Origin of the sequence: Paenibacillus sp. FSL H3-0310 (assembly GCF_038002785.1) — a bacterium.
Taxonomy (GTDB): Bacteria; Bacillota; Bacilli; order Paenibacillales; family Paenibacillaceae; genus Paenibacillus_AQ; species Paenibacillus_AQ odorifer.
In genome coordinates this window covers 240,928-267,913 of record NZ_JBBODC010000003.1, presented here as the reverse complement: position 1 = coordinate 267,913, position 26,986 = coordinate 240,928, and the positions used below count along the sequence as shown (strand labels likewise).

The window sequence follows — 26,986 nt, the reverse complement described above, 5'->3', positions numbered from 1 at the left end:
GCGGTCGTCATTAGCTGGTTAAGTGATCTCTACAAATTACAGAAGCAGGAGCTAAAGAAGGACATCGAGCCCTCTTTAGTCAATGCTATCTTTCGCATGTATGATAAATTTCCCAGGATTGGACTTAAAGAGCGGATCGGCCAGCAGGATATGTCTCTAGATATCGCTGATGCCTATATTAATGGTCGTAACGCGATGATTGAAGCTGGAGTCGGCATCGGCAAGTCCTTTGCCTACCTCATTCCCAGCCTGCTTATTAACCAAATCTCAAGGCAACCGGTTATTATTGCGACATCCTCCATACAACTTTCAGAACAAATACATAAAGATCTGAGATTCATCGGAAGTCGGCTCGGATTTACAAGGGTACGTTCGGTAGTTGGAAAAGGCATGGGGCAGTATGCTTGCCGGTATAGGGCAGCAGATCTGTTCCAAGCGGATGATTCAAACGCCCCTCTGTCTGCGCTTGCTCAACAGATTGTCAATTATGAAATTGATGAGCGGGCAGATATTAAGGGCGGGGTTAGTGATGCAGTATGGTCTAACGTTTGTGTGAATGATTGCAAATTTGAACGTTGCCATTATAAAAGTACATGTACGTTTTATGAGATGAGAGCTAAAATTAATGCCAACGCGAGCGATATGGATTTTATTATCGTAAACCAGGATCTGCTCATCCGTGATTTAATTAAGAAAAAGGAAGGAACGAAGGGGTTAATCACTGAACGGCCGGCTCTGATCGTAATTGATGAAGCTCATAATCTGGAAGCGAAGGTTAGAGATGCAAGAACGCTCGAATTTACAAACCGGGGAACCTGCCGTATTCTGGATGACGCCTTACAGATTCTCTTCAAACAATCTGCCGATACGGAGCTTATGCCGCAATTTAAATTTATAAAAAGATGCGTTGGCCATATTTTTAAACAAGTTGAGGCAGACTTACTGCAAACAGCCAAGCAGGACAATGACCGTATAAAAATATCGCAGATCACAGGAATCCCCTTAAGACGAGCGGCACAGGTTTTAAAAGATTTTAATCTCAGCCTTTCCGTCTTAACTTCACGGCATGAGCGGGAGATTGACAATATTTTCGAAGCCATGAACGGACTTATCGACCTCTTTGATGTACTCGCCGGAGTAGAGGATAACTATCTGATCTGGGCAAGCAATACCCAGCGGGAGAGTACCCTTAGTATCTGCCCTAAAGGGATAAGCCAGTTTCTGAAATATACCTTATTTAACGGGAAAACCTCTGTTATTTTAACGTCAGCAACGATGTGTCAAAACGGAGAAACGCTGGAAGAACAATACGCTTATCTGACTGAGTCCCTCGGTTACAGGGGAGATTATATGGAGCGCCAAGCTTCACCGTTTGATTATGATAACCACACCATGCTGTATATTGCCAAGGACATCCCCTACTATAACCATCAGCGGCGGGAAGATTATCTTGAAGCGGCATACAAAGAAATGATGAGACTCTGTAATTTAACAGACGGGCGGACATTGGTTCTTTTTTCAGCTAAAGAGGATATGAAGTATATTCATAAGAAATTAAACTCTGAGAAGCTGGCATGGGCATTACATGTTCAAAGGGAAGGCTCGTCCCAGGACGGGGTGATCGCTGACTTTCGGGGCAGTAAAGGCGTTCTACTTAGTACCGGTGTATTCTGGGAAGGTGTGAATATCGAAGGTTCCGATTTGTCGCAGTTAATCATTTTTCGTCTGCCTTTCCCTGTTCCTGCCGATCCTGTCTATGAATATAAGACTTCGATGGCAAAGAATCCCTTGAAAGAGGTTTTTGTACCGGACATGCTGCTTCGGTTAAGACAAGGAACCGGGCGCCTGATCCGCAGTGAAACTGATCTGGGTGTGCTCAGCATACTTGATTCCCGCCTGTCCATTGCCGCCAAAAAGGATTACCGGGATCAGGTACTGGAAGCCTTACCTTTTAAAAAGGTTACTGAGGATTTCAAGGTTCTGGAGAAGTTTGTGAAAGAAAAAGGGATACAGCTTAGTGATACGTAGAGAGATGAAAAAAAGCAACCCATCCGCAGACAAGTCGCTTCTAAACCCTATAACGTTATCTGGCAATTAAACTACTTTATGTTTGTATACCCGCATCGCTATTAAATAAGCAACTACTAGAATGGCTATGCACCATATGATGGCTCCCCAAATATCATTGCCGACAGGCTGCCCCATCAGGAGGGAGCGAACCGCCTCTACTATAGATGTAACGGGTTGGTTTTCAGCAAAGGCGCGAACGACTGGCGGCATCGATTCGGTAGGCACAAAGGCCGAGCTGATGAAAGGAAGGAAAATAATCGGGTAGGAAAAAGCAGTCGCGCCGTCCACCGATTTTGCGGATAGTCCAGCAATTGCTGCGACCCAAGTTAGAGCCAGCGTAAACAATATCAGGATGCCGGCAACCGCCAGCCATGAGAGCACTCCTGCCGATGAACGAAACCCCATAATCAATGCAACAAGAATGATGACGCTAACTGAAATCGCATTGGATATCAGGGAGGTCAGCACATGTCCCCACAGCATGGTAGAACGTGCAATCGGCATAGAATGGAATCTCTGAAAAATCCCTTTTTGCACATCATTAAACAGGCGGTAAGCCGTATAAGTTACACCACTTGCAATAGCGATCAGTATGATCCCGGGTAATAAATAATTCACATAGTTATCCGTACCCGCCTGGATGGCCCCACCGAACACGTAAACAAACAACAGCATAAATGCAATTGGCATGATAGTTACCGTGATGATGGTATCCATACTGCGGAGAATATGGCGCATAGAGCGTCCGAGCATTACACTCATGTCACTGAAAAAGTGCTTCTTAATCATTTCCATTTACTTTCCCTCCTTTTTGCCGATGATTGCGAGGAATATTTCCTCCAGCGTCGGCTGCTTTTCAATGTACTCAACTTTTGCGGGCGGAAAACGCTTTTTTAGTTCTTCGAGTGTACCGCTCGCAATAATTTTACCTTCATGTAGAATGGCGATTTGATCAGCAAGCTGCTCTGCCTCTTCCAAATACTGCGTCGTCAAAAAGACAGTCGTACCGCCGTCGGCAAGCTCCTTAACCATCTTCCATACATCAATCCTTGCCTCAGGATCAAGTCCAGTGGTTGGTTCGTCGAGGAAAATAATCTGCGGTTTTCCAACAAGACTCATCGCGAGATCTAATCTCCGGCGCATCCCGCCTGAATAAGTGGATACCTTGCGATCCGCGGCATCGGTCAAAGTGAAGCGTTCCAGCAGATCGTCCGCAACTTGACGCGGATGCTTCTCATGGCGGAGCCTCGCAATCATGATCAGATTTTCCCGGCCGGTCAGAATCTCATCCACGGCAGCAAATTGACCCGTCAGGCTGATGGACTGGCGTACATAATCAGGCTTTGTGGCGACATCAAATCCGTTCACTGCAGCAGTCCCGCCATCTTGATTCAGCAAAGTGGTGAGGATTTTGACAATGGTGGTCTTGCCTGCACCATTGGAGCCCAGCAGAGCAAAAACGCTGCCCTGCTCCACTTCAAAATCCACCCCCTTTAAAACTTGAAGCTGTCTGTAGGACTTTTCCAACCCAACCACTTTAATGGACTTGTTCATTGCATTCCCTCCTCAAGGTTTTGTTAGCATATCTTTATGGAATTCTCCCCGCAAAACTCACTTCGGAAGCTCAGGCTTATAGAACTGTAACCTTTGTCAAATCAGCTTCCATGCCTTTGAGCGAAGCAAAGGTCAACTTATCCATCATTGCACCATCAAAGTTGATCGTTTTGATTGCACGATAAAACTTCTTGGATAACGAAAACCCGGAGAGGAATGACACATTTTTTAACGTCGCACCTCTAAACGAAATATCGTTCAGCGCCGACTTTTCAAACTTAACCCCGATAAAGGTCTGGCCGTCAAAACATAATCCCCGCAGATCAGAGGTTTTAAATTCCACACCGTCAAAGATACAGTTCTCAAAGATTGTTTTCGTGAGATCAGTCGTACACAGCTTGACGTCGGTCAGTCTTGCACTGATAAATTTCGCCCCTGTAAGTCCTGATGAGCTAAAGTTGGTGCGAACAAGAATAGATTTGTGAAAGCTCGCATTTGCGAGTTCAATGCCGGACAGATTGCAGTCGGTCAGATTAGCGCTGTCGAACTTGGCCTCGCCTACGTCACTGCCCGCGAAAGAACTGCCGGTCAAGTCAGCGCCTGTAAAATCGGAACCCCGCAACGCGCTCACTTTAAAATCCCCTTTATGGGCGGTAACGCCTGCAAAATCACTCTTCGATAAGTTGCTCGCCCTAAAGCTCGTCACCACCTGCCGCTCAAGTGAACGGGAGAGATTGGCAACCTCCTGCACCGTCTGTTCAATGTCGCCGATGCTGTCTATCGTCATCTTAAACGCCGTTTCATCATCCTTGCCTTCAGCCTTGAGTTCACTGAACCGCTCCTGCAAATCGGAAAGGAGGTCACTCTTTAATTCAGCAACGCTTTTTATCCCGTCATAGGGTGCGAATACGCCATTTAAATACATGTTTAATTTCTCATTCATATTATCAAGTCTCCTTATAATAAGTTTTCAAGCACACGTTTTGCGTACTCCCAATTAGTCTTGTTATTGGCGTAAACAGCTTTCCCCTTCTCGGTAATCCGAAAATACTTCCGTCGTCCCCCCTGAGACTCATCCCCCCAATACCATTCAATGTCACCGTCTGCCTCAAGCCGCCGGACGCTGGAGTACATCGTAGCTTCTTTTAATTCATACTCGCCTCCGGAACGCTCAGCAATCAATTTGACGATTTCATATCCATAACGATCTGCTTCGGACAAGAGCCGTAATACCATCGTATCGGTATGCCCTCGCAGCAGATCGGATGTGATTTTGTTCTCACTCATTTCATCACCTCATAATCGCATTGTATATCATACTACTGTGACAGTCAAGGTACTTTGATCATCATGTTTATACAAAATAAAAAAATGCCGTCCTTAGTTGTCTAAGGCAGCATTTTTCTCTTTTATGTCTGCTGGTAATTCACAGCTACCTGCCGGCAACCCTCACACAAAAATGCATAATAAATCCCCTCGCTGTCCTCGGCCTGTTCCATGTCCATTTGGGCAATAAACTTCATCGTCGTCGAACAGCAAGGGCACACAGGATATTCCGCATCCTGAATCCAAGCCGGATGTCCTCCAATCTGCGACGCAGGCGCCTCAAGCATCCAATACGAATTTTCATAGGTTCCCATCTGCCGTTCCGATAGCTGCATGGCATGCCATGCTGTTTCTTCCCTGTCTTCATTTGCAGGCAAAAAATCAGGAACGGTATTATATTCACTCCACGAATATTGGCCATCCAGCTCCGCTTTCATAAACACGGTGCCATAACAATTACAATGCATGCAAGCTGCAATCCTTAACCGCTGGCCGGAAAGCTTCATAAATTGAACCAGTGGATTCTGCAAATCGTAATCAAACAGCACTGTCAATTTACCGCCACACCAAGGGCAGGAATGCTCACCCTCCTGCAGCGCCGCTACCGCCGTATGATCCCGATCCAGCCCATTTTTTCCGTCCCTGTTTACTTCAAAATGATAACTCTCGGGGTAAAAGAGCAGCCTTTTCCCACCGTCGGGATCTAATTCCCATCCTGCTTCGTGAGCATAGGTTTCCGGAGCCACATTTAACTCCGATGTCCATCGAGGCGGATGCTGCCGCCATGTCTCGAACTGCCGTACAACCTCTTCATCGCCAATCCAGGCCAATGCAAGCAGCAAATGATTACGGTTTTCCGAGTCATGCTCTAACTGATGAATGATCATATCGCGGATCTCCTGACCCGCTTCTTTATAGAGAATACCGGGATAATACTTCCCTTTGTGAAAAAAAACCTCCAGCCCCTGTTCAATGCAAGCACTTGAAAAACATATAAGCGACAGTAAAATAGCCTCAGCCTGGTCAAAATCATCTTCTTCCATCAATTCAATGGCGTAGGATTCCAATCGCTCCCTTTCGCTTTCAGTCAGTTGACGATACAACTCTTGCGCGGTTTTGTGATAGGAGATTTCGTGTTCAAGCGGGCTCCATCTCCGCGGTTTGTGCATGATTTTAAGAATTTCAACCGGATCATTCACACCTGCGTACAAATCAATGTCTTTTCGATTTTGTTCAATATAAGCCTTTTGCTCCAGCGCAAGCTTCCTTTGATGACAGGGCATGCAGATTCCCCCCGTCTTTAAAGCAGTTGCAGGAAGTATGCTTCCCTTGCAGCCTGAGGTTTGGCAGGGTATACGCTCGCTCATCGTACTCTCCTATTCTGTATAAGTTATTCTCAAAGACTATTATTAATAAGCTAAACTGCATTATAGAATTAGCTATATTATAGAATTAGCTGCATTAAATATATCACCGGATTTAGCAGCTTTAAATTCATTTCAGATTTCAATTGGATATATCCCCCACCATCACCTTAAACGGAAACAAAAAAAGGTCAACCAAATATTTCTGGTTAACCTGATAAACGAAAACTCCCCCGGATAAAGAAGAACCGGTGCCCTTGTATTAGGCTTAATCCGTAATCTTCACATTTCCAAACACAGCCTTATTCCTCGAGTCATCCCCGGGATTGCTAAGTGCTATGCCAATATACACCTTGCGGTTCATCGGAATCTGAACAGTTCCGACCGTTTGCCAGTTATTCCCGTTCGTCGAAATAGCCCCTTTGAAGGTATTTCCACTTCGGGTCAGCTTTAGCCATCTTGGAGCCGAGGCAGCCGCAGTCTGATCAACCATATTGCCCGCAGTCTCTGCACGATACTGGAAGGTGGCCCCATTCTCGGGGGTAAGCATCATATCTGCGTGCTTCGAATTATGACCCAGCGACTCCCGAATCATAATGCCGGCCTTGGCCCAGCCGTCCAATCGGCTAGTGGACTGCACTTTAACAATAATCTCCGCATCGCCCCGCACGGATTGGTATATATAATTCAGTTGATCTCCATTTCCCCAGATATCCGTAGAGCTGCTGCTGAGTGTAAATTGCTCATTGGAAGAATTGTAGGTAACATTCCCCGGCATGGAACCAATATTTCGCGCCTTCCACCCTGCTGGTAATTGAGCCGGATAATCTTGTTCTACCGGAGGCGTCCAGCCTGGCGTAGGCCAGGTTTCACGTTCTTTGATATTGGCTAGCTCATCTTCTGGCCAGGCCCCGTAAGCAAAGAACGACAGACGCTTCACACCTGGATAATTCTCGCGGATTCCCTTGTAAATCTCCTGATATTGATCATCTGTCCAGTCATTATCCAGCGTCGCAACAATTTCCACGTCACTGCCGCTAATCCGGTCGCTCGTATCCTTCAGGATTCCGTAGGAAGTGCTGTATACCCAATCACTGTTGAACTCCCAGTCATCAAAGTACGCCATTGGTGCAACAAAGTCGATATCATCCTTGAATTTGGCTACATTCTGCCCAACTTCAATGAATTCTGGCGGCAAAATATACACGCCGAGCTGCACATCCGGCTTCGAGGACTGTGTGATATCCTGACGGATATCGCCCACATACTGTCCGATTTGTTCGGTTCTCCATTCATTCCACTGCTCACGCTGAAGCGAATCTGTCTCGAAGTCAATGCTGAGCGGTGAATACCCGAACTGCGCCTGATACTTCAGGGCCGTGTAATCACTGACGTCCATGTTGTAATTGTCGAAGCGGATCCAATCCAGCACAACGCCATCCACATCATAATTCTGGATTACTTCCTGAATAATGGAACGCTCATACTCCTGCACTTCATGGTGAATCGGATTGACGAAGTATTCGTTGCCGTTAGAACCTGTAAACGGTGTCTGAACCCCGTCAACCAGCGCCTGCATCTGCCATTCATCGTGCTCCAGGAAAGCCTGCTGATCATGGAACTGCGGAATCCAGGCATGAACCTTGATTCCTGCAGCATGGGCTGCCGTAATGACAGCCTGCAGGGCATCGAAATTCTGGTAGCCTTGGGCAATTGGTGCGATATCACTCTGATAAAATACACTTCCAGACGGAACCTCATCATCTTCATCCTGCTTCACGTTCATGCTAATAACATCGACGCCATAGCTTGTAGACAGCGCGATGAAATTCTGGACATCCGCCATGTTCTTAAACTGGTTTACGGTCCGTACAATAACTTCCGTTTCGAAAGGGGGGTTACTCTCCTCTTCGGCCATAACAGGAACGGAACCACCGGCTATCGAAGAAACCAACACGATGCTTAACAGTGCTATGAACCTCGATCTCAACGCAAATGCCATAATCTCGCCTCCACAATTATAAGATTTTATAAATAGTCTTATTTCGTCGCGTTGATTTTCTTAACATTTTCCTGCCATTTTTCGGTTCTGAATTCAAGCAGCTTAGCCAGCCCCGCTTTTTCGGTGTTCTTTTTAGCTGTCTTTAGCGCTGACAGCACCGCTTCATCCGACTTCGCCTGAACCATCTGGGCGTAAGCAAGGGTATAAATATCCCCGATATTCTGTGCGATGATGCCGATCTCCGTATCCGGAATCGGATCGGTATTTACAAACTCCGTGATATCCAACGCGGTTTTCCAGGTCACCGTGGACTGCGCCACGGTCTCCCAGGATTTCTGGTTCGCGGAAAGCAGCGCCTCGAGGCTCATTTTCGCCGTATCAATAAAGGTCGTATTTCCCGCCCAGTTAAAGTCCTCGAATTTCCGCATCGTTTCCGTACGCTCGTTAGCAGGAGTCGTCTTGTATTTCTCGTTCGGGATTGGAGCTCCGTCCGCATCCTCTTCATCCCAGTACAAGCCTTTAGGACCGAAGAAAAGCACCTTCTGCCCCTCCGGACCCGTAATCCAGTCAAAATAAGCGAAGATGGCCTCTGGATCCTTGGCCTTTTTCGTAATGACATTAACGTTCCAACCCAGCGTCTCAAAGCCGCTTACAAACACTCGTGTTTTGTCTAGTCCGGATTTATGAATCGGCCATATAATCTCATAACCGCTGTCCGGATTATTCGCTGTCAGTGCCCTGTGTCCCTCGGCTCCATACGTAGTGATATTGGATTCGACCATGACTGCTACCCGGTTGGTATTGACCTTTTCTTTGACCGCATCCTGGGTTTGCTGCAGTGCATCCTGCGTAATCAGCCGTTCACGATACAGCTTATTAATATACAGCACCATCTCTTCGTAAGCAGGATCATCCAAGATAGATGACAGCTTGTCGCCATCCGGATATCCCATGAGTGAAATAAACTTACTGGTGGAGTTCTCCTTAAAACCACCATACATAATTTCCAGACCTGCCCCCTTCTCCCCAACCTCCAGAGGTACTACATCCGGATACTTTTCTTGCACCTTAAGCAAATATTGATACAAATCATCAAAGGTCTCCAGCGCCGGTCTGCCGAGTTCGTTATAAATATCTTTATTCACCATCCATCCGCCGTTGCCGAATTGCCCGGATGTATACCAGTTCGGGATTTGATAGATTTTCCCGTCTTCTGAACGGAGCAAATTCAGGGTGGATTCCTTCACATATTTCTTGAAGTTCGGATACTTCTCATAGTAATCATCCAGCGCAACGAGTTGTCCTGCCTGCACCAGCCGCTCCACTGAGGATCCCCGGTCAGTAAAAATGACATCCGGTAAATCACCGCCGACGATCATCGTGTTGAGCTTTTCTCCGGCCGCTCCTCCGGATTGTATGGGTTCAACAGTAACCTTACGGTTCTCCTGAATCCATTTTGTCGCCTCATTATCCCCCCAGGGTGATGTCGTAAGCCAGTCATAGTTTCCATAGAAGCTGAAGGTGACGGGCTTGATCCCGCTGCCGTCATCTGTGGCGGCCTCAGTATTCAGATTTTTCTCGCTTGTGTTTGGTGAAGTGTTAGAATTTCCTCCTCCGCTACAGGCAGCGAGAAGAAGCACCAGTGAAGTCAGCAAAAGAGATACCCATTTCATACGATTGCGCATCTTTTCCCTTCTTTCTACATAATATGGAGACTGCTATTCTTTCATCGAACCAATCATTACGCCCTTAACAAAGTACTTTTGGAGAAAAGGATACGTCAGGATAATTGGAATGGTAGCGATCATCATCGTAGCCATAGTCAGTGACTTCGTGGTAATCGTCCGATTCCGGTTCATATGATCCAGCGCGATAGCATTCGATGAGCCAATTTGGGTCATGATGTTGGAGTTCATAATCTGGCGCAGCAGGGTCTGTATAGGGAGCAAGTGATCCTTTGTAATATAGATCGCTCCCGTAAACCAGTCATTCCAATAACCTACTGCGGTGAATAAGGCAATCGTGGCCAGCACCGGGCCGGAGACGGGAATGACGATTCGGAAAAAAATGCCGTAGTTGCTGCTGCCGTCGATTTTGGCAGATTCCTCCAACCCCTCCGGCAGAGCATGGAAGAAGGTGCGGATGACAATCATGTTCCAGACACTGATGATGCCGGGGATAATCAGCACCCAAAAGGTGTCCAGCATACCCAAAGAGCGAACTAGTAAATAACTAGGGATGAGCCCTCCACTGAAGAACATCGTAATCATGAAGAACACCATATATTGTTTTCGAAAAAGCAATGTCTTCTTGGACATTCCGTAGGCTAACAGTGCCGTGAAAAAGACAGACAATGCCGTGCCGCTTAACGTTCTAAGAATGGTGATCAGAAAAGAATTCAGCAGGCGTTGATCCTGAAACACAATATAATAATTTTCCAGGGTAAAAGCTCTCGGTAACAAGGTTACACCGCCGAGCGCCGTATCGCTCCCTAGATTAAAGGAAATGACCAACGCATTCCAAAACGGGTATAGCATGAGTAACGCCAGCAGCGTCAAAAGGGTATAAATACTCCGCTGCATGATTTTGTCGCCTAGGCTTAGTCTCATTGTTCACTCCTCCTAAAAGGTTTATGGAGCATCGGAAGCATTCGCTATGAGTAGTAGTACTACCAGAGACTAACATCTGCCCGGCGAGCGATTTTGTTGGCCGTCACTAGCAGAATGACACTGATCACCGCCTTGAATAGCCCTACAGCTGTCGCATAAGAGAATCTGGCATTTAAAATCCCAACACGGTACACATAGGTGTCGATAACATCGGAGTAGGGTCGCAGAATTGGATTGGTTGCCAGCAGCAAAATGTCCTCGAAGCCCGCACTGAGCAGACTGCCGATGGCAAGAATCATAAAGATAATGATAATGGGGGTAATGCTGGGGAGTGTAATCAAGTGAATTTGCTTAAACCGGCTTGCTCCATCTATAGAAGCGGCCTCATATAGGGTTGGATCAATACCTGCAATCGCGGCCAGGTAGACAATGCTCCCGAATCCGACCTCTTTCCATACATTTACGCTTACTAGAATCGACCAAAAGTATTTGGGTAACGCCAGGAAGTTAACTGGCTCCCCTACCAAATTGAATCGCTCCAGCAAATAGTTCACCGTTCCGTTATCAACGGATAACAGCGAAAATACAAAACCGGATACAATAACCCAGGACAGGAAATAAGGTAAATAGCTGACGGTCTGGATAATCCGTTTAAAGCCCATATTCCCGATTTCATTCAGCATCAGTGCAAGAAGAATCGGGGCAGGAAAAGAGATAATCAATTTAAGCAAGCTAATCACAAGGGTATTTCGCATCACATTCCAGAACTCCGGCGCCTCGAAGAACATTCTGAAATGCATAAATCCAACCCAGGGGCTCTTCATAATGCCGCCAAAAATATCGTATTGCTGGAATGCCATAACCACGCCATACATCGGAATGTAGCTAAAAATGAATACAAAGATAATTCCCGGCCAAACCATGGACTGCAAATCCAATTGACTGATAAATTTCTTCCATCTACGCGGTTTCTCGGCCGTGTTCATCCGCTTTTCCTCCTCTGGACGATTCTAGTGAAACAACGGCAACAACGATTTGTTCTTCTCCAGCATTTCATCCAGCAGTTGTTCAGCTACGGTGACCGAAGGCACGAGCGGATGATGAACCATAGCCTGTAGGGCTATATCCCGGTCTCCGTGCACAGCCGCCTCGATGGTTAGGCACTCGTATTGCTTGACCGCGGCCAGCAAGCCTTTGATGGGCTGAGGAATTATACGCAGCGGAATCGGCAGCGGGCCTTGCTTGGTTACCATACAGTTCACCTCAATAGAGGCATCGTCCGGCAAGAAGTCAATCATTCCGTTATTCCTTACATTCAACGTCTGGATATCGCGGGAATCATTATAAATGGAGCGCATCAGCAGCACTGCCGCCTCCGAGTAGTAGGCTCCGCCGCGCTGTTCCAACTGCTTGGGCTTTTCCTTCAGCTCTACGTTCCGGTACAGTTCAAACAGCTCTTCCTCCACCTTCTTCACTACCTCAGCGCGCGATCCAGTCGTTGCTGCTGCTTCCTTCTGTTCCGCAAGCATCGCGTCCGTCATATAGTAATAGCTCAGGTAATAAGAGGGAATCGCTTTCAAAGCATTCAGAAACCGGTAGTCCCAGGAATCAAACGGCACATTGCTCGCCTTGTAGCTCTGCGGGTAATCAATGAGCTCCTGCAGCTTGCTTTTACCGTCAATCACGATATCGGATACCCAGTGCAGATGGTTGATGCCGACAAACTCCGCGTAGATTTTCTCCATAGGAAGTCCGAAGAACTCGGAGAGCCACTTTTGAAAACCGATCGGCGAGTTGCACAGGCCTACGCTTTTTACCGATGAGTATTTGTGAACAGCTTCAGTCACCATACCGGCCGGATTCGTAAAATTCAGCAACCAGGCATCCGGAGCCAGCTCCTCAATGTCTTTGCAAATATCCAGAATGACCGGGATAGTCCGTAGGCCTTTCATCATCCCTCCGGGACCTGTAGTCTCCTGGCCGATGACATTGTATTGAAGCGGAATTAATTCATCCCATTTGCGCGCTTCCAGCATGCCTACCCGGATTTGCGTACATACAAAGTCCGCTCCGGCAATGGCTTCCCTGCGCTCAAGCGTCTGGACCACGGTAATCGGCAGTCCGGACTCAGCAATCATGCGTTTGCTCAGTTCTGCAATCGTATGCAGCTTCTCCCTTCCCTCCTCAATATCCACCAGCCATACTTCGCGAATGGGAAGCTCTTGGTGATGCAGGATGATGCCTTCAATAAGCTCAGGCGTATACGATGATCCCGCTCCGATGACAACCAGCTTCAATGTTTCCTCCATGATAGACCCTTCCTTCATCTTTTTCATTTTGGTCTTATAAAAACTAGCCTATTGTGTTCAGTACTTTCCCCTGTGATAGATTATCTAGAACCTTCTGATCTACACGCATACCGCTGCTTTCCATAGCCAGAACGACCGATCCTACAACCGGCTCCCGGGTCAAAATCCTTAAAGTGCCATTCGGAGCCGACAACTTCACTCTTCTCTCAATGGCCCGCCGGATGATGCCTGAGCGGTCTCCCTTTGTCAGCAGGCTGCCTGCAAGTACGATGTCGAAGAAGTCCTCCTCCATGCCCAAGCGATGGATGGCCGATGCCGCGGCCAAACCCAGCTCATCCCCTTGCTTGACCAGCAGCTCGGTGGCAACCTGGTCCCCTTCCTCTGCCGCTTGAAACAATAGTTCAGCAATATGGGGAGGCAGGTCTCTGAAATGATCCAGGTAATCCTCTCTTAGCTCCGAAACATTGGAATAGCCCAACAATTCCGTTAAGCGTTCGGTTAGGACCGTCTCCTTCTCTCTTCCCTCATCCGCCCGAAGGACGCTACGGAATACCTCAATACTTAAATCATAGCCACCGCCATAATCCCCGAATCGGTAGCCGAATCCACCACATTGGTATGTAGCACCCAACGGATTTTTACCACTACAGTTCACGCCTGATCCGCAAATCAGCACGATCCCATAGTTCTTCTCTGTACCTGACCGCAAGGCAATCCAGGTGTCGCAGGAAATCTCAGTTTGGGGAAGATCAAAGCTGCTGATGATCGGTCGCAAAATCCGGAAATCAGCCTCTCTGTCCGCTCCCGCTAAGCCGAACCAGGAGTAATCCAGCTGATCCTTGGTCAGCCCTGACGCCATAATTGCTTCCGATATGGCCTGCTGCAAACTGTTCACCGCCTGCTCACGGTTTATTTGATGATTTCCGATCCCACCCTTGCCAACTCCGATGACCTTCCCTTGTTCATCTGCAATCATTGCGTGGGTTTTACTGCCTCCTGCATCAACTCCCAAAAAATACTTCACGGATGATTTCACTCCTAAAATTCAAGGTAATCTAACAGATGCGGTGGATTCACGAATGAGTAGCTGCGGAGCAAGCTTCGTTACAGCGGGCGGCATCACCTCCCCGTTGATCATTTTTAGTAGTAAATCAACGCCTATATTGCCCATTTGTGCCTCAGGTTGTCTGACCGTCGTTAACCGCGGGTAAAATTCACCTACGAACTGCTGATCATCAAATCCAACAATTGAGATATCGTGGGGTACTCGAATTCCCTCTTCCCGGAGAGCCTGAACCATTCCAAGAGCAATAAAATCGTCCCCGGAAAAAAAAGCTGTCGGCAGCTTATCTTCGCGGATCCATCTCTTGGCCACCTCATAGCCGCCGCTTACTGTAAAACTGCAGTATTCCGTTCCGAATGGCGTTAACCCGGCATCCTCGAGCGCTTGGACATAACCGCGCTTACGCTCCGCTACACTTAGAAATACCGAAGGGCCGCCAATATAGGCGATTTGAGTGTGCCCAAGATCGAGCAAGTGCTTTGTAGCCTCATACCCGCCTTGATAGTTATCGACCACGACGCTAGGCACATCCTCATGCTGAAACTGGTTATCCAGCAATACAAACGGAATATTTTTTCTTTTCAGTTCCTCTACATATGCCTTTTCTTCAAGTGGGGACAACAGGATAATTCCATCAACGCGATCCTTCTGAAACAGGAAATTATCGCCCTCATCCTCATTCTCGGCGATCGATAGGGCTAAAAAATACCCTTGCGCCGCCAGCTTCCGGTTCACCACGCGAATAACCCGGTCATAGAAAGAGTCGTTAAAGTTGGTAATCGACATCCCGATGACTCCCGTTTTGCCTCTCACAAGACTCCGCGCTGCTGAATTGGGTTGATAATTTAATTCCTCCATAGCTTTCAGTACTTTCTGTCTATTAGCTTCCCGTACAGATGGTAAATTGTTAAGCACCCTGGATACGGTCACTACAGAGAGTCCCGACTTTTTGGCTACATCATGTATATTCATCTTAGCTTCCATACCTCCGTCACCCGAAAGTTTAAACGATTAAACTTTTTAGGTAAATAAAAAAACCTTACCTTTCGTGATATTTCTATGTTCTGATTGAAAATTGCACACTGAATGTCAGCTTTGCCTTTATCAAGAACACCAAAATTCTTTACAAAAGTTTTAAGGTTTTAACTAATTTACATTCTACTTACATTTCCAATATCCGTCAATACATAAAATGCAGCCAAAACAAAAAGCAACTCATCCGCAGACAAGTTGCTTTTTAGACACGCTATTCCCCCTTCCATTGCTTCTATCATCCTCAGGTTAATTGGTAATTACCCATTGTTGTCGATCAAGAGTAGGATCAAGCTCGCTAAGGGACAGTGTCGACCCATCCGCTGATACTTCCAGCGCTTTCTTATGATGAGCAGAAATAATACTTACGGTACCATCATCATTTTTGTGAAAAATCCAACGCTGATTGTTATATCCGAGATAAGGGTATAACTGAATTTTATTTTGCCCTGTGTCTAGATCAAGCGCCTGACCGGCTGTTGTACGAATAGAATAGGAACCTGCATCGTCCCCCGTCGGCACGAATACCCACTTCTGATCCGTAAAATCATTCGCATCCTTCAGTGTAACAGCTTCACCATTTGCGAGATTTGCTGTATAAAGGGATTTCTCTAGTTCTGCATTTACTAGACTGGAAGTGGTTAAATCGGCAGGTGTTTCTCCGCTCACGTTAACGTTTTGATATGAAACATTTCCGCCAAATACATGTAGTCCAAAGCGGCCTTCTGCAAATACGCCGTCCTGGAGGTCGATCACTTTCTGCCCATCCACATAAACCACGATATGCGGGCCCTTCGCTTCGATTTTCACTTTGTAGGTTTGACCCGGCTGAATGAACGTCGGAACTTTTGCTAGAATCTGACGCTCTTCAAAACGGCCGTCGATTTTATAAAACAGACGGATGGACTTCATATTCGGATCCAGATTTAAGTAGTATCCGCTGCGTCCATCTTCGCTGGCACGGAACAACATAGAGCCTGCTCCTCCGGATTTCCCTAACATCATCTCTGCTTCATAAGTAAAATCTCCTGCCTGCTTCTCTGCGATATAATTCGCGTCACTCCAGTAATTTCCACGAATCCCATTTTCACCAATGACCCAGGAGGCTGCAGATAGATCTTTAGTCCACCCACTTAAGTTCGTATGAAATTTACCCCCAGATACCTTAACTAATAAGCTAGCCGATGTCTTCCCATTTGGAGTAGAGACGGTAATGATAGACTCGCCTTCTTTTTTAGCTACAAGGGTTGCCTGGGAGTTATCCACCACGTTTAGTTCAACAACATCCTTGTTACTGGAATTCCATTTAAGCGGCTGTGCCCCATTACCGGTACCATTCTCTACCATCGCCAAAAGTATGTCGCTTTGCCCCTTGCTCAGTTCGCGATCACTTGTATCCATCATTATCTTGGTAGCTGAGCCCGTCTCCTGATTCCATACAGAGCCTAACTGATTCACCTTCAGAGATACGACTTTTACGTTGCCTCCTTTGGTGTAAAAACTCAAAGCTCTGCTGGCTGGATCCGGAAAAATGACGTCAGAGAAAACAACTTTACCGTTGTTGCCAAAAACCTCAATAGAAGACTCATCTACAAGGATACGCATCTTAACTCGCTTGTTCTCCGTTTGCATTGCCGCTTCATGTCTTGTATTAAATAGACTCGAAAAATCCGTCAAACCAGATGCAGACCGATCCACGAAAATCCGACCCTCACCAGGTTTATATCCAACAACCGTTTTTTGACTTCCCCCTACACGAACGTTAAAGCCAAATTCACTAACCTGACTACCTGCTGGAATTTCTACTTCAGCTTCAATCTCGTATGCACCAGAGGTAACCCCTTTCAATAGATTCTGAGAAGAAGGACTCACCTCTTTGTTAGCAGTAGAATACAGCTGACTACGCAGCGATTCCAACTCCTTGATCGGACTTTGAGCGAGCTGAATCCCATTTTTTGTCGTTACTAATGAGACTTCTCTTGGGATTGACAGTACGCCTTTCCAATGGCTTGTTGGAAAAGCAAACGGATAGTCCCAGTTTGTCATCCACGCCATCATTACGCTGCGATGATCTGGCATGTTCGAAAAAGACATTGAAGCGTAGAATTCTTTTCCAAAATCTGTTCGCAAAACTTTCCCTGCCGGATTATCATTAACGAATTTACCTTCCGCTGTTAAATGACCCACAAAATATTCAGCATCTGATCCGCCTGTTTTTGAATTCGCTCCTGTACTAATCATCAGAACCCATTTCTTCTGTGATGTTCCGTCTACCGAAAGCTGAAGCAAATCCGGACATTCCCATACACCGCCGCGAACATAGTCCCCGTATCCCCAACTATCTGTTAGGGTCCAATCAAGTAGATTTGTTGAAGTAAAGAAACGAATATGATCTCCACCGGATACAACCATTACCCACCTGTTATTGTCATTATCACGAATCACTTTCGGATCACGGAAATCCCAGCCTCCCGGCTCCCCTCCATTATCGCCTGGATTTCCGATAACCATTGGACGCGTCTTGGAATATTCCCAAGTACGACCTTGGTCCTTGCTGTATGCAAGACCGATACGCTGATTCCCATTCGGGCCATCGGGATTATAGGAAGTGTAGTAGGCAATTAGACCTTTACCTCCTGAATCCCCGAACAAACCTGATGCATTCGTCAAATCTGCCACAGCTGATCCAGACCAGACATGCCCATGATCATTCCACGGCAGCGCAATCGGAAGCCGCTTCCAGTTCAGCATATCTTTACTGACAGAATGTGCCCAAGTGCCTCCGTCCTGATGGAATAGATGATATTCACCTTCGAAGTAGACAAGCCCGTTCGGATCACTGGCAGAACCACGAATTGGCGTATAGTGGTATTGAGGACGATATTTTTCACTATAATAATTGCTGGCATCCGTCACATAGGTATCCTGGAAGTAAGCTGTTCCCTGTTTAACAACGATTCCTGCATATCCATCGGTATAGGTTTCATCTGTTAGATCGATTGCGGCCGGGGTGTATCCGTCTAGAAAGACCTGAATTCTGTTTCCCTTCGCCTTTATCTCTACATGATGTTTTGCTCCGGCCTGACTTGGATAGATATGCTGTGAACTTGCAATTGTTGTTCCGTTAGCTTTCGTCAGACTTACACGAACCTGATTTCCTTCCTTCGTAAGGGCTGCTTCATATCCCTTTGTTCCATCAGCCGATGAACGAAAGGCGAGCGCTGCAACAGAATCAGGACGAAGAGATAGATTTCCTTCATATACAAAATCAGCAGCTTGTTTATTATAAATTTGCTGTGACTTCATCTGGTTTACTGCCATTCCTTTTTTGCCGTTGATATTAGGCTGCCATTGTCCTTTATTTGTAACCACAGCACCCAAATTCCCTTTCAGGTCGCTTACGATAATATTTTGGAACAAAACAGAACCATTCCATACATTGAGTCCCAGCTTACCAGTACGATACGCATCATCCTGAACCTCAATCACAGGTTTATATTCATTGTCCCAATATACTTTCAGTGATGAACCCTCTGCTTTCACCTTGAGATGATAGATCTCTCCTGCCTTAACAGTAACCTTCCGCTCCTCTTTTAATTTCCCTTCACCATCACTTGCGTCTCGTAAGCGGATCATACCTGCATTCGGAACAATTTGGAGCATGTAGGAACTCCAGCCATCTTCATTAGAACGGAACAATAAGGTCGCGTCCGCTTGCATATCCTTGATCATGACATCAGCTTCATAGATAAAATCCTCTGACACCGTTTCGGAAATTGCCATTACATTTTCTTGTGGATCGGAAGTCAGTAAAATCCCTTCCACAGTATCCGCCAACTTACCTTTTCCTTTTATTTGCCAACCTGTCAAGTTTGTGTTTGTTTTGGTTACGCTTTCAAAAATAGAAAGCCCCTCCTTAGCTTGTTTACTTACCTCCTGATCAGCGGGCGCAGCCCAACCCGTACCGGGATTCGCTACATATATGCCTGCGGAAGTCATAACAAATCCTGTTGCCATGAGAAAGGATAAAATTACTTTTCCCTTATTAACCATCCTCTTCACCCTCTTTTTCTATCATCAATCATTTCTTTTATTGTAAAATAAGAAGGAGGCCAATTCATTGCACTGACCTCCTCTCTATATTCTTTTACAATTGAGCAGAACTCTAACTTTCCAGTGCTGTGAGTCCAAGAGCGAGAGCACCACATAATCCCGCCTGTTGGCCTAGTCCTGGTGGAACGATATACTCATCTATGTGTTCCAAAATAGTACTTGAGCTGACATAACCGTTCAGGTTCTGTAGCACGGCCTGCCGAATAAGTGGAAACAATTGGGACTGCTGCATAACACCACCACCCAGAATGATTTTCTGAGGAGAGTTAAGCAATATAGCACCCGTAATCGACTGCGCAATATAAAATGCTTCCATTTCCCATGCAAGGTGATCTATAGGAAGTTCATGTCCCTTCTTCCCCCACCTTGCTTCAATAGCAGGACCTGCCGCCATCCCTTCTAGGCAGTCCCCATGATAGGGACATCCCCCTGGGAATTCATCTTCAGGATGGCGTCTTGTAAGAACATGACCCCCTTCAGGATGCACAAGACCATGAATAAGTTTGCCTTCTGAATACACTCCCACACCAACACCCGTGCCAACTGTATAGTACAAACAGCTGGATAACCCTTGGGCTGCGCCCCATTTGGCTTCACCAAATGCCGCTGCATTGACGTCCGTGTCCCAGCCAAAGGGAACCGAAAAGTTTCTTTTCAAAGTGCCCAGCATATCGTAATTTCCCCAACCTGGTTTTGGTGTTGTTGTAACGTAACCATACGTCGGACTATCTGGGCTTATATCGATTGGACCAAACGATCCAATTCCCATAGCTTCTACTGGTTTGTCTTGAAAATATTGAATAACTTTGGGCAACGTCAACTCAGGATGTTCTGTCGGGAAACTGATCTGATCTTCAATGATCCCATTTTCATTCCCAATGCCACATATAAACTTCGTTCCGCCAGCTTCAATCGCTCCTATACGCATATACAAGACTCCTCTCGGTGACTAATTCTTGTCTTGCTCAGCAGAGAGAGTAAGCTCATAGATATCCAGGGAAATCAGCAAGTCATTCTCATTTTCTGCAAACACAGCAATACCTTTAGATTCTAGTCCAGGGAATATAAGATCCGTAATCACTGCCTGACCTCCATTACTAAACGCCTCAACGGAAGAGCGATCCACATAAATACGGAGATCATTTGACTCATCAAGCGCTGCGAGTTTGGCTGAATGATGTCCTACGAAATGTTCATGGAAATCATGCTGGCCCGAAGCCTTCCGGTCTACATAAAGTTCCTCTGTCTCACCGTTGATACCGATCACTGTTTGTTCATCCGCACCAACTCTTACCTTGAAACCTACAGATTTACCCCGAGCGAACTCAGCTATAATCTCATAAGATTTCAAGTGAATCTCTTTAAGAAGAGTATTGATTTCTTGCACCGTTGCATTTTTTATAGAAAGGACTTGTACACGAGCTGATTCCAACTCTTGGACCGGCTTCTGCACAAGAAAGGTTCCCCCTTGTCTTGATTCGAGCTGAAGTTCTCTTGCAATTGTCATCGCGCCACGGAATTCTTCTGCTGGTGTCTTGTTAGCATACATCCAGTTGCTCATCCAGCCGATAAATAGCCTTCTTCCATCTTCCGCCGGTATATCGGACCAACTTACACCTGCATAGTTATCTCTTCCATAATCAAGCCAGCGAACTTTTATCGAATCTTCATCTGGCGTGAACACTTCTCCATCAAAATCCCCTGTAAAATACTGTGTTCTTGATCCTTCCACAAAAGCGGGATCCGCACCGATGCTCACTAGTATCACCCATTTCGTGTTCGAAGGATCGCCATCAATGGCCAGCGGGAACAAGTCCGGGCATTCCCATACCCCGTCATGAGAACCGATTCCTTCTCCGAATTCACTGGCAAATGTCCAGTTCATCAGATCAGGAGAATGATATAGACACACCGTTTGACCACAAGCTACAATCATCACCCATTGATTAGTATCTTTATTCCAAAATACTTTCGGGTCACGGAAATCAATGAATGTATCATGTTCAAGCACCGGGTTTCCATCATATTTCGTCCAGGTTCTTCCGTTATCCTTACTATAAGCCAAGCTTTGACGCTGAATGGCTGGCTTGCCTTCCGGCATATCCAAATGGTGTGTAAAAATCGCTACTAGACCTGGTTTATCTTCAAAAAATCCAGTCGTATTATTCCAGTCAACTACGGCACTGCCGGAAAAAATCATACCTAACTCATCTGGAGCAAGAGCGATAGGCAGCTCCTCCCATGTAACCAGATCCTTGCTGACCGCATGGCCCCAGTGCATAGCGCCCATAGTCATTCCACCTGGATGGTGCTGGAAGAACAAATGATATTCACCCTCAAAATAAACCATTCCGTTTGGATCATTCATCCACTTTTCCTTAGGGGAAAAATGATACACTCCGCGGTAATTTTGTTTCGCAATCGTAGACATTATTGTTTTCTCCTTTACTCCCGAACACGGTCTTTACCGTATATTATTTATAGTTTATTATTTGCTTGCTCTGTCATAGCCGCCTTGTTTAATTTCAAGCCATTCTTGCAGGCCCAGACGGTCCAATTCTTTCAAATATTCATCCCACTGCGCTTCGACTTTACCGTTTTGGTACCATTCAGTACGCATTCTAAGCACGTAGGCAAAAAGATCCGTCTCAATTGTCGTAAGGCGATCAAGCTCTTGAATGGAATGGAATACACTCGGCATTACGTTTTCTGCTTTCATTTTAGGCGCCATGATGTTCTTGATAATATCCATTCTGCCTTTGGCATCATCCGGCATGGTTGTGTATTTGCCATAATAGGAATCAAGGATAGCTAAGGGTCCACCGACACTTGTTTTCTCACGTAGTTCTACAGGAGCTGCACCCTCCAGCGGCAAATGCTTCAGCATTTCTTTTTCTTTATCAAATTCGAAGATATTTTGCTGTTTATCGTCTCCATACGTTCCCCAGTTGTTCTGTACAGATTGAATCGGATCGTAGAGTTGATCAACCCATTTCGCTGTCGTTTCTAAGTTCTTATTGGCGCTAGTAACAACCATCTTACCTCTGCCCAAACCAAGCGCGTTCGTTCTTGTTACGTTAACTTCACCATCTGGTCCAGCAAGTGGAGGCATAACCTCGTAAATGTCATTTGCTCCAGTGATGTTGGCTTTATCCCATGAGAAGTAAAGTCCGTATCTCTGATCCTTCCCTTTTGCAAGGTAAGTACTCCAGTCCTGTGTATAGGCTTCAATATCAATGAGTCCTTCTTTATACAGCTCGTTAATAAAAGAAACGGCTTCTTTGTAATCATCTTGTGCCGCCGTAAATATTACCTTCCCATCATTGCTTACAACCGCGTGGTCGGGGTTCTCCCCCAATCCGAATGAAGCAAATAGGAAAACCAGATCTTCTGCTCCAGGCTTGTTAATAAAGGACAAAGGAATTTCGTCAGCCTTACCATTGCCATTTGGATCTTTTGTCTTGAAGGCAATTAATACTTCTTTTAATTCTTCTGTTGTTGTAGGCATATCAAGGCCCAGCTTCTCAAGCCATTCCACATTGATCCAAGGCATACTGTCTACCGCCTGGATTCTTTCTTTGCCATTGCCCAGCTCTTCGATCCACGGAAAGGCATAAATATTACCGTCTGGTGCCGTAATCATACTCTTGTATTCCGGTGCTTCTTCCAGCACCTTTTTGAAGTTGGGCATATTGTTCTCGATAAGCTCATTCAGCGGAATAATGGCACCATCTTTAGCAAGCTTGAGCAGCTCATAGTCGCTATAGTCCGCATTAAAAATTGCATCAGGAAGATCGCCGCTTGCCACAGCCAAGTTTCTTTTTTCAACAAATACGTCTTTCGTGAAATTCTTCCAATTAATATGAACATTCGTCTTTTCTTCAAGACGCTTATTAATCAGTTTTTCATTTGGATCAACGGGTGCAAGTGGAGAGCTTTGCGTAATAAAGTTCAAAGTTACTTTACCGCTGGCGTCCTGTTCTTTACTAGCTGCACTTCCCCCTCCTCCTCCGCCACCGCATGCAGTAAGGAACATAAACGAAGCAAGTACAGATGCAGAAGCTACTTTCGTTGATACTCTTGATTTCTTAATTCTTTTCATAGGGTATGACCTCCAAATTAGATATGAATGAATTAATCTTTATCTATGTGCAGCCTGTTTCCTACTTAAGGGAACCGACCATAACACCTTTTTCAAAGTACTTCTGGAAGAACGGATACATAACAATAAGTGGCAAACTGGAAACAACAATGGCAGCGTACTTGATGATTTCAGACAATCGTTTCATTTCCGCCATGGCGAGTTGATCGCTGATCATGCCCGGATCTACCTGATTCTGGATCAAGATGGACCGCAACACGAGCTGCAGTGGATGAAGATTCGGATTATCTAAATAGATCATGGCGTCAAAGTAGGAATTCCACTGGCCCACAAAAGCATAAAGAGCGAGCACGAAAACAATCGGTTTGGAGAGCGGTAATACGACACTGAAGAAAATCCGCATCTCCGAAGCTCCGTCGACATTAGCGGCTTCCTTCATTTCATTCGGTACTCCTTTGAAGAAAGTTCTAGAGAGAATGATGTTCCATACATTGACTGCCCCTGGAATAATCACCGCCCAGACTGTATCAAGCAGACCAAGGTTCTTAACGAGCAGGTATGTAGGTATAAGCCCACCTCCAAAGAACATGGTGATAATAAACAAGGTCATGAAGAATCCTTTTCCTTTGAGCCTGTCATCAGACAGTGCGTACCCTGCACAGATTGAGACGAGAACGGTAAGCATAGCAAATGAAACAGAGTATAAAACAGAGTTTCCAAAACCTCGGATCATGGCCGGATTAGAAAGAATTTTTATATACCCTTCTAATGACCAGTCCGAAAGGTTGAATGATAATCCTTTACTGAGCAGAACTGATGGATCCATAAAAGATGCAATCACTACATAAATCAAAGGAAGTACAATGATAAGTACAGCCAGTGTCAGGAAGATCGCGTTCAGCACGACGATAAAGCGATCTAATCCGGAATGTTTAATGGGCATAGCTTGTTGCTCCTTTCTTAGTAAAGACCTTCGCCCTCATTCAGTTTCTTCACGGTGAAGTTAACGGTGACGAGCAAGACGATGTTGATGATAGAGTTAAACAACCCTACTGCGGCTGAATAGGCATAATCGCCCGACTGCAAACCAATTTTATAAACGTAAGTCGGAATGATTTCTGAGGTTGGCAAGTTCATCGCCGTTTGCATGAGATAGGCTTTTTCGAAACCAATGGACATAATCCCACCAGCTGCAAGGATAAATACAATAGCCATAATTGGACGAATGGTTGGCAAATCGATATGGCGTATTCTTTGTAGAAGATTAGCGCCGTCAAGATTGGCTGCATTATGTAACTCAGGATCGACATTAGCAAGTGCTGCTACATAAATAATGGATGCCCAACCGGCTCCGGTCCAAATATCAGAAAGAATGTAGATCGAACGGAAGTACTCCGGACGAGACATGAACATGATTGGTTCACCTGTAAGCCAGGTAAAAAACTGGTTAATCGGTCCCGTTGGGGACAAGAAGATAAACAACATCCCGACCACAACGACAACAGAAATAAAGTTAGGTGCATACAAGAACAACTGAATGTTCTTTTTGACGCCTGCACGGCGAATTTGATTTAACATCAACGCAAGCAGGATTGGGATTGGAAAACTCAGAATTAATCCGAAGAAACTTAATTTAAGCGTATTCATAAAGATAACTTCGAAGTTGGGGGATGAAAGGAATTTCTCGAAGTTGTACAAGCCTACCCATTCACTCCCCATAATCCCTTTGATTGGGCTGAAATCTTTAAAGGCGATAATCGCACCATACATAGGACCGTATTTAAAAATCAGGGTCAGGATCACAGCTGGTGCGAGCAAAATATAAAGAAAGTAGTATTTCTTTAGATAGTCTAGTAAGGAGCTCTTATGTTTGGTCACCATTGTTCTGTGTTCAGCTTCTATTAGGTTTTGCAATGCCTTTACCTCCGTTCTTATCAATGTTTATATCTTGATGCAGTAAGGGCTTTCAATTGGCTTATGTCCTGCTGCTTTTACAATTTACCAAACACTTAATCGTTCGTCAATACATTTTGTAAAAATATTTATGTGCATATGACAAAATATTTTGTTCATAAATGACGCTTTAAATTTTACAAAATTACAAATACAGCCAATTTAAATAGGATTGCATACTTTAAGTCAACATATTCTCATTAAAACGAAAACAAAACTACCTTTTTCGCACACTTACCCACTGGTAAAATGTAAACTAAATTGTGCATTTGTAAATATTATATTGCTATTTTGAGTAAACTAATATACATTAAAGAGAGTTGGAATCATGACAAATAGTACACTATTTGTGGCGAAGGTTAAGAACAAGAATATAGAGGTGAATTACATAGATGGCCAGGGAAAAAGTAACCATACAAGACATCGCGGATGCTTTAGGAATCTCTAGAAATACAGCTTCCAAAGCCTTAAATGGAACGAATGGTATACCTGATGAAACCAGAAACAAGGTTATAAAGAAAGCGATAGAGTTAAAATATAAACAATTTGCTTTTATGGACACCGAGAGTGTTCAACCAAGAAACTCTGGAAACATCGCTTTATTAACAGAAAACTTACCTAACACTTCCCACTTTGGATCGAAACTGATCAGTGGCATGGAGAAACGAATCAGTGCAGAAGGATATAATTTATCCATGCACATTATAAGAGACATTGATCAGGAGTCCTTGTCTCTTCCAAATAATTTTGATGTCGCCAATGTAGACGGAATTATTTGTATTGAGTTGTTCAATTCCGAATATAGTAAGCTGATTACAAGTCTAGGCATTCCAACTATTTTCATCGACTGCTCTGCCGATATCTGCTACCCTGAATTCCAAGCAGATGTACTTCTCATGGAAAACGAACACAGCACATATCAACTTACAAAAAAGTTAATTGATGGCGGTTACACATCACTGGGATTCATCGGAGACTATAATCACTGTAGGAGTTTTAATGAAAGATGGGTGGGCTTTAATCGCGCATTGATAGAATCTGGGATTCAGCTTGATCTCTCACAATGTATTCTCGATGACGATCGACTATTTTTTTCGAGTCCGGAGTGGGCAGATGCTAAGCTAAGCCAAATCAATCAGCTTCCTTCTGCTTTCGTGTGTGCTAACGATTATATCGCGGTTACCTTTATGAAGTCACTCAAAAATATGCTTTCCATTCCTAATGACCTCGTCATTTGTGGTTTTGATAATGGTCCTGAATCAAGCATTGTAGAACCCCATCTCACCACTGTTCATATTTATAGTAATCAGATGGGTGTCAAAGCAGCTGAAATGCTACTTTCCCGAATTCATGATCCGAAGCAACCCTATCAGGTTTCTCATATTTATACCAAACTCATCCTAAGAGAATCTACACCTAATATCAGTTGATGAATTTAAAAAGAACCCAAGCGATTAAAAATTCCGTCGCTGGGGTTCTTTTTTTTCGT

The 26,986-nt window shown here is 45.2% G+C and carries 20 protein-coding genes; 2 read left to right on the top strand and 18 right to left on the bottom strand.

Translation table 11 applies throughout. From position 1 onward, the window contains the following. The first annotated feature begins 96 nt into the window (after positions 1 to 96). On the top strand, positions 97 to 2,028 hold the full coding sequence (locus tag MHH63_RS27210) for an ATP-dependent DNA helicase (RefSeq protein WP_256715761.1): 1,932 nt from the start codon (positions 97 to 99) through the stop codon (positions 2,026 to 2,028). Positions 2,029 to 2,094: 66 nt separating this feature from the next. Here MHH63_RS27210 and MHH63_RS27205 read toward each other — a convergent pair whose 3' ends face one another. The 18 genes from MHH63_RS27205 to MHH63_RS27120 form a co-directional block, all read right to left on the bottom strand. After that, positions 2,095 to 2,865, bottom strand: coding sequence for an ABC transporter permease (locus tag MHH63_RS27205; protein WP_036675795.1), 771 nt, complete (start codon positions 2,863 to 2,865; stop codon positions 2,095 to 2,097). Beyond that, positions 2,866 to 3,624 (bottom strand): ABC transporter ATP-binding protein, encoded by a 759-nt coding sequence (locus MHH63_RS27200; protein WP_036675796.1) that lies wholly within the window; start codon positions 3,622 to 3,624, stop codon positions 2,866 to 2,868. It abuts the gene before it with no gap. Positions 3,625 to 3,700: 76 nt separating this feature from the next. Continuing rightward, the gene (locus MHH63_RS27195; protein WP_341172281.1) at positions 3,701 to 4,567 is read right to left on the bottom strand and encodes a pentapeptide repeat-containing protein; all 867 of its coding nucleotides are present in this window, start codon (positions 4,565 to 4,567) and stop codon (positions 3,701 to 3,703) included. 14 nt (positions 4,568 to 4,581) lie between these two features. Beyond that, positions 4,582 to 4,911: a PadR family transcriptional regulator gene (locus tag MHH63_RS27190; RefSeq protein WP_036675798.1), complete on the bottom strand. Its 330-nt coding sequence runs from the start codon at positions 4,909 to 4,911 to the stop codon at positions 4,582 to 4,584. Positions 4,912 to 5,033: 122 nt separating this feature from the next. Continuing rightward, positions 5,034 to 6,317 carry a DUF1963 domain-containing protein gene (locus tag MHH63_RS27185; protein ID WP_341172280.1) on the bottom strand — a complete coding sequence of 428 codons (1,284 nt, stop codon included), beginning with the start codon at positions 6,315 to 6,317 and terminating at the stop codon, positions 5,034 to 5,036. A gap of 265 nt (positions 6,318 to 6,582) precedes the next feature. Then, positions 6,583 to 8,316 (bottom strand): family 10 glycosylhydrolase, encoded by a 1,734-nt coding sequence (locus tag MHH63_RS27180; RefSeq protein ID WP_341172279.1) that lies wholly within the window; start codon positions 8,314 to 8,316, stop codon positions 6,583 to 6,585. A gap of 38 nt (positions 8,317 to 8,354) precedes the next feature. After that, positions 8,355 to 9,989: an extracellular solute-binding protein gene (locus MHH63_RS27175; protein WP_341172278.1), complete on the bottom strand. Its 1,635-nt coding sequence runs from the start codon at positions 9,987 to 9,989 to the stop codon at positions 8,355 to 8,357. A 45-nt stretch (positions 9,990 to 10,034) separates the two neighbouring features. After that, a complete protein-coding gene (locus tag MHH63_RS27170; RefSeq protein ID WP_076185342.1) occupies positions 10,035 to 10,925 on the bottom strand; it encodes a carbohydrate ABC transporter permease in 891 nt (296 codons plus the stop codon). Between the two features lie 59 nt (positions 10,926 to 10,984). Then, complete coding sequence (locus MHH63_RS27165) at positions 10,985 to 11,911, bottom strand: ABC transporter permease (RefSeq protein ID WP_076185343.1); 927 nt, start codon at positions 11,909 to 11,911, stop codon at positions 10,985 to 10,987. A 24-nt stretch (positions 11,912 to 11,935) separates the two neighbouring features. Further along, entirely contained in the window at positions 11,936 to 13,234 is a 1,299-nt protein-coding gene (locus tag MHH63_RS27160) for a 6-phospho-beta-glucosidase (protein ID WP_341164590.1), read from the bottom strand. Between the two features lie 43 nt (positions 13,235 to 13,277). Then, entirely contained in the window at positions 13,278 to 14,258 is a 981-nt protein-coding gene (locus tag MHH63_RS27155) for an N-acetylglucosamine kinase (protein ID WP_076125294.1), read from the bottom strand. A gap of 21 nt (positions 14,259 to 14,279) precedes the next feature. Next, positions 14,280 to 15,269 (bottom strand): LacI family DNA-binding transcriptional regulator, encoded by a 990-nt coding sequence (locus tag MHH63_RS27150; RefSeq protein WP_248547745.1) that lies wholly within the window; start codon positions 15,267 to 15,269, stop codon positions 14,280 to 14,282. A 309-nt stretch (positions 15,270 to 15,578) separates the two neighbouring features. Then, positions 15,579 to 19,346, bottom strand: a complete 3,768-nt coding sequence (locus tag MHH63_RS27145) for a GH32 C-terminal domain-containing protein (RefSeq protein WP_341172277.1) — start codon at positions 19,344 to 19,346, stop codon at positions 15,579 to 15,581. 148 nt (positions 19,347 to 19,494) lie between these two features. Continuing rightward, positions 19,495 to 20,370 carry an ROK family protein gene (locus MHH63_RS27140; protein ID WP_280752631.1) on the bottom strand — a complete coding sequence of 292 codons (876 nt, stop codon included), beginning with the start codon at positions 20,368 to 20,370 and terminating at the stop codon, positions 19,495 to 19,497. A 21-nt stretch (positions 20,371 to 20,391) separates the two neighbouring features. Further along, entirely contained in the window at positions 20,392 to 21,873 is a 1,482-nt protein-coding gene (locus MHH63_RS27135) for a glycoside hydrolase family 32 protein (RefSeq protein WP_280752630.1), read from the bottom strand. A gap of 57 nt (positions 21,874 to 21,930) precedes the next feature. Further along, positions 21,931 to 23,544, bottom strand: coding sequence for an ABC transporter substrate-binding protein (locus tag MHH63_RS27130; RefSeq protein WP_076193509.1), 1,614 nt, complete (start codon positions 23,542 to 23,544; stop codon positions 21,931 to 21,933). A gap of 61 nt (positions 23,545 to 23,605) precedes the next feature. Next, a complete protein-coding gene (locus MHH63_RS27125; RefSeq protein ID WP_036675818.1) occupies positions 23,606 to 24,487 on the bottom strand; it encodes a carbohydrate ABC transporter permease in 882 nt (293 codons plus the stop codon). A 17-nt stretch (positions 24,488 to 24,504) separates the two neighbouring features. Then, entirely contained in the window at positions 24,505 to 25,425 is a 921-nt protein-coding gene (locus tag MHH63_RS27120) for an ABC transporter permease (RefSeq protein ID WP_076185370.1), read from the bottom strand. 464 nt (positions 25,426 to 25,889) lie between these two features. On the opposite strand from MHH63_RS27120, the gene MHH63_RS27115 reads away from it, so the two are divergent. After that, positions 25,890 to 26,927 (top strand): LacI family DNA-binding transcriptional regulator, encoded by a 1,038-nt coding sequence (locus MHH63_RS27115; protein WP_076185350.1) that lies wholly within the window; start codon positions 25,890 to 25,892, stop codon positions 26,925 to 26,927. The last annotated feature ends 59 nt before the right edge of the window (positions 26,928 to 26,986 follow it).

Excerpts from the sequence above, each read along its gene's own strand:
- MHH63_RS27180 (WP_341172279.1), bottom strand. The coding sequence starts at position 8,316 with ATGGCATTTGCGTTGAGATCGAGGTTCATAGCACTGTTAAGCATCGTG.
- MHH63_RS27210 (WP_256715761.1), top strand. The coding sequence starts at position 97 with ATGTATGATAAATTTCCCAGGATTGGACTTAAAGAGCGGATCGGCCAG.
- MHH63_RS27195 (WP_341172281.1), bottom strand. The coding sequence starts at position 4,567 with ATGAATGAGAAATTAAACATGTATTTAAATGGCGTATTCGCACCCTAT.
- MHH63_RS27160 (WP_341164590.1), bottom strand. The coding sequence starts at position 13,234 with ATGGAGGAAACATTGAAGCTGGTTGTCATCGGAGCGGGATCATCGTAT.
- MHH63_RS27130 (WP_076193509.1), bottom strand. The coding sequence starts at position 23,544 with ATGAAAAGAATTAAGAAATCAAGAGTATCAACGAAAGTAGCTTCTGCA.
- MHH63_RS27145 (WP_341172277.1), bottom strand. The coding sequence starts at position 19,346 with ATGGCAACAGGATTTGTTATGACTTCCGCAGGCATATATGTAGCGAAT.
- MHH63_RS27165 (WP_076185343.1), bottom strand. The coding sequence starts at position 11,911 with ATGAACACGGCCGAGAAACCGCGTAGATGGAAGAAATTTATCAGTCAA.
- MHH63_RS27200 (WP_036675796.1), bottom strand. The coding sequence starts at position 3,624 with ATGAACAAGTCCATTAAAGTGGTTGGGTTGGAAAAGTCCTACAGACAG.
- MHH63_RS27120 (WP_076185370.1), bottom strand. The coding sequence starts at position 25,425 with ATGGTGACCAAACATAAGAGCTCCTTACTAGACTATCTAAAGAAATAC.
- MHH63_RS27190 (WP_036675798.1), bottom strand. The coding sequence starts at position 4,911 with ATGAGTGAGAACAAAATCACATCCGATCTGCTGCGAGGGCATACCGAT.
- MHH63_RS27135 (WP_280752630.1), bottom strand. The coding sequence starts at position 21,873 with ATGTCTACGATTGCGAAACAAAATTACCGCGGAGTGTATCATTTTTCC.
- MHH63_RS27140 (WP_280752631.1), bottom strand. The coding sequence starts at position 20,370 with ATGCGTATAGGAGCGATTGAAGCTGGCGGAACGAAGTTTATATGTGGC.
- MHH63_RS27185 (WP_341172280.1), bottom strand. The coding sequence starts at position 6,317 with ATGAGCGAGCGTATACCCTGCCAAACCTCAGGCTGCAAGGGAAGCATA.
- MHH63_RS27150 (WP_248547745.1), bottom strand. The coding sequence starts at position 15,269 with ATGAATATACATGATGTAGCCAAAAAGTCGGGACTCTCTGTAGTGACC.
- MHH63_RS27125 (WP_036675818.1), bottom strand. The coding sequence starts at position 24,487 with ATGCCCATTAAACATTCCGGATTAGATCGCTTTATCGTCGTGCTGAAC.
- MHH63_RS27205 (WP_036675795.1), bottom strand. The coding sequence starts at position 2,865 with ATGGAAATGATTAAGAAGCACTTTTTCAGTGACATGAGTGTAATGCTC.
- MHH63_RS27175 (WP_341172278.1), bottom strand. The coding sequence starts at position 9,989 with ATGAAATGGGTATCTCTTTTGCTGACTTCACTGGTGCTTCTTCTCGCT.
- MHH63_RS27170 (WP_076185342.1), bottom strand. The coding sequence starts at position 10,925 with ATGAGACTAAGCCTAGGCGACAAAATCATGCAGCGGAGTATTTATACC.
- MHH63_RS27115 (WP_076185350.1), top strand. The coding sequence starts at position 25,890 with ATGGCCAGGGAAAAAGTAACCATACAAGACATCGCGGATGCTTTAGGA.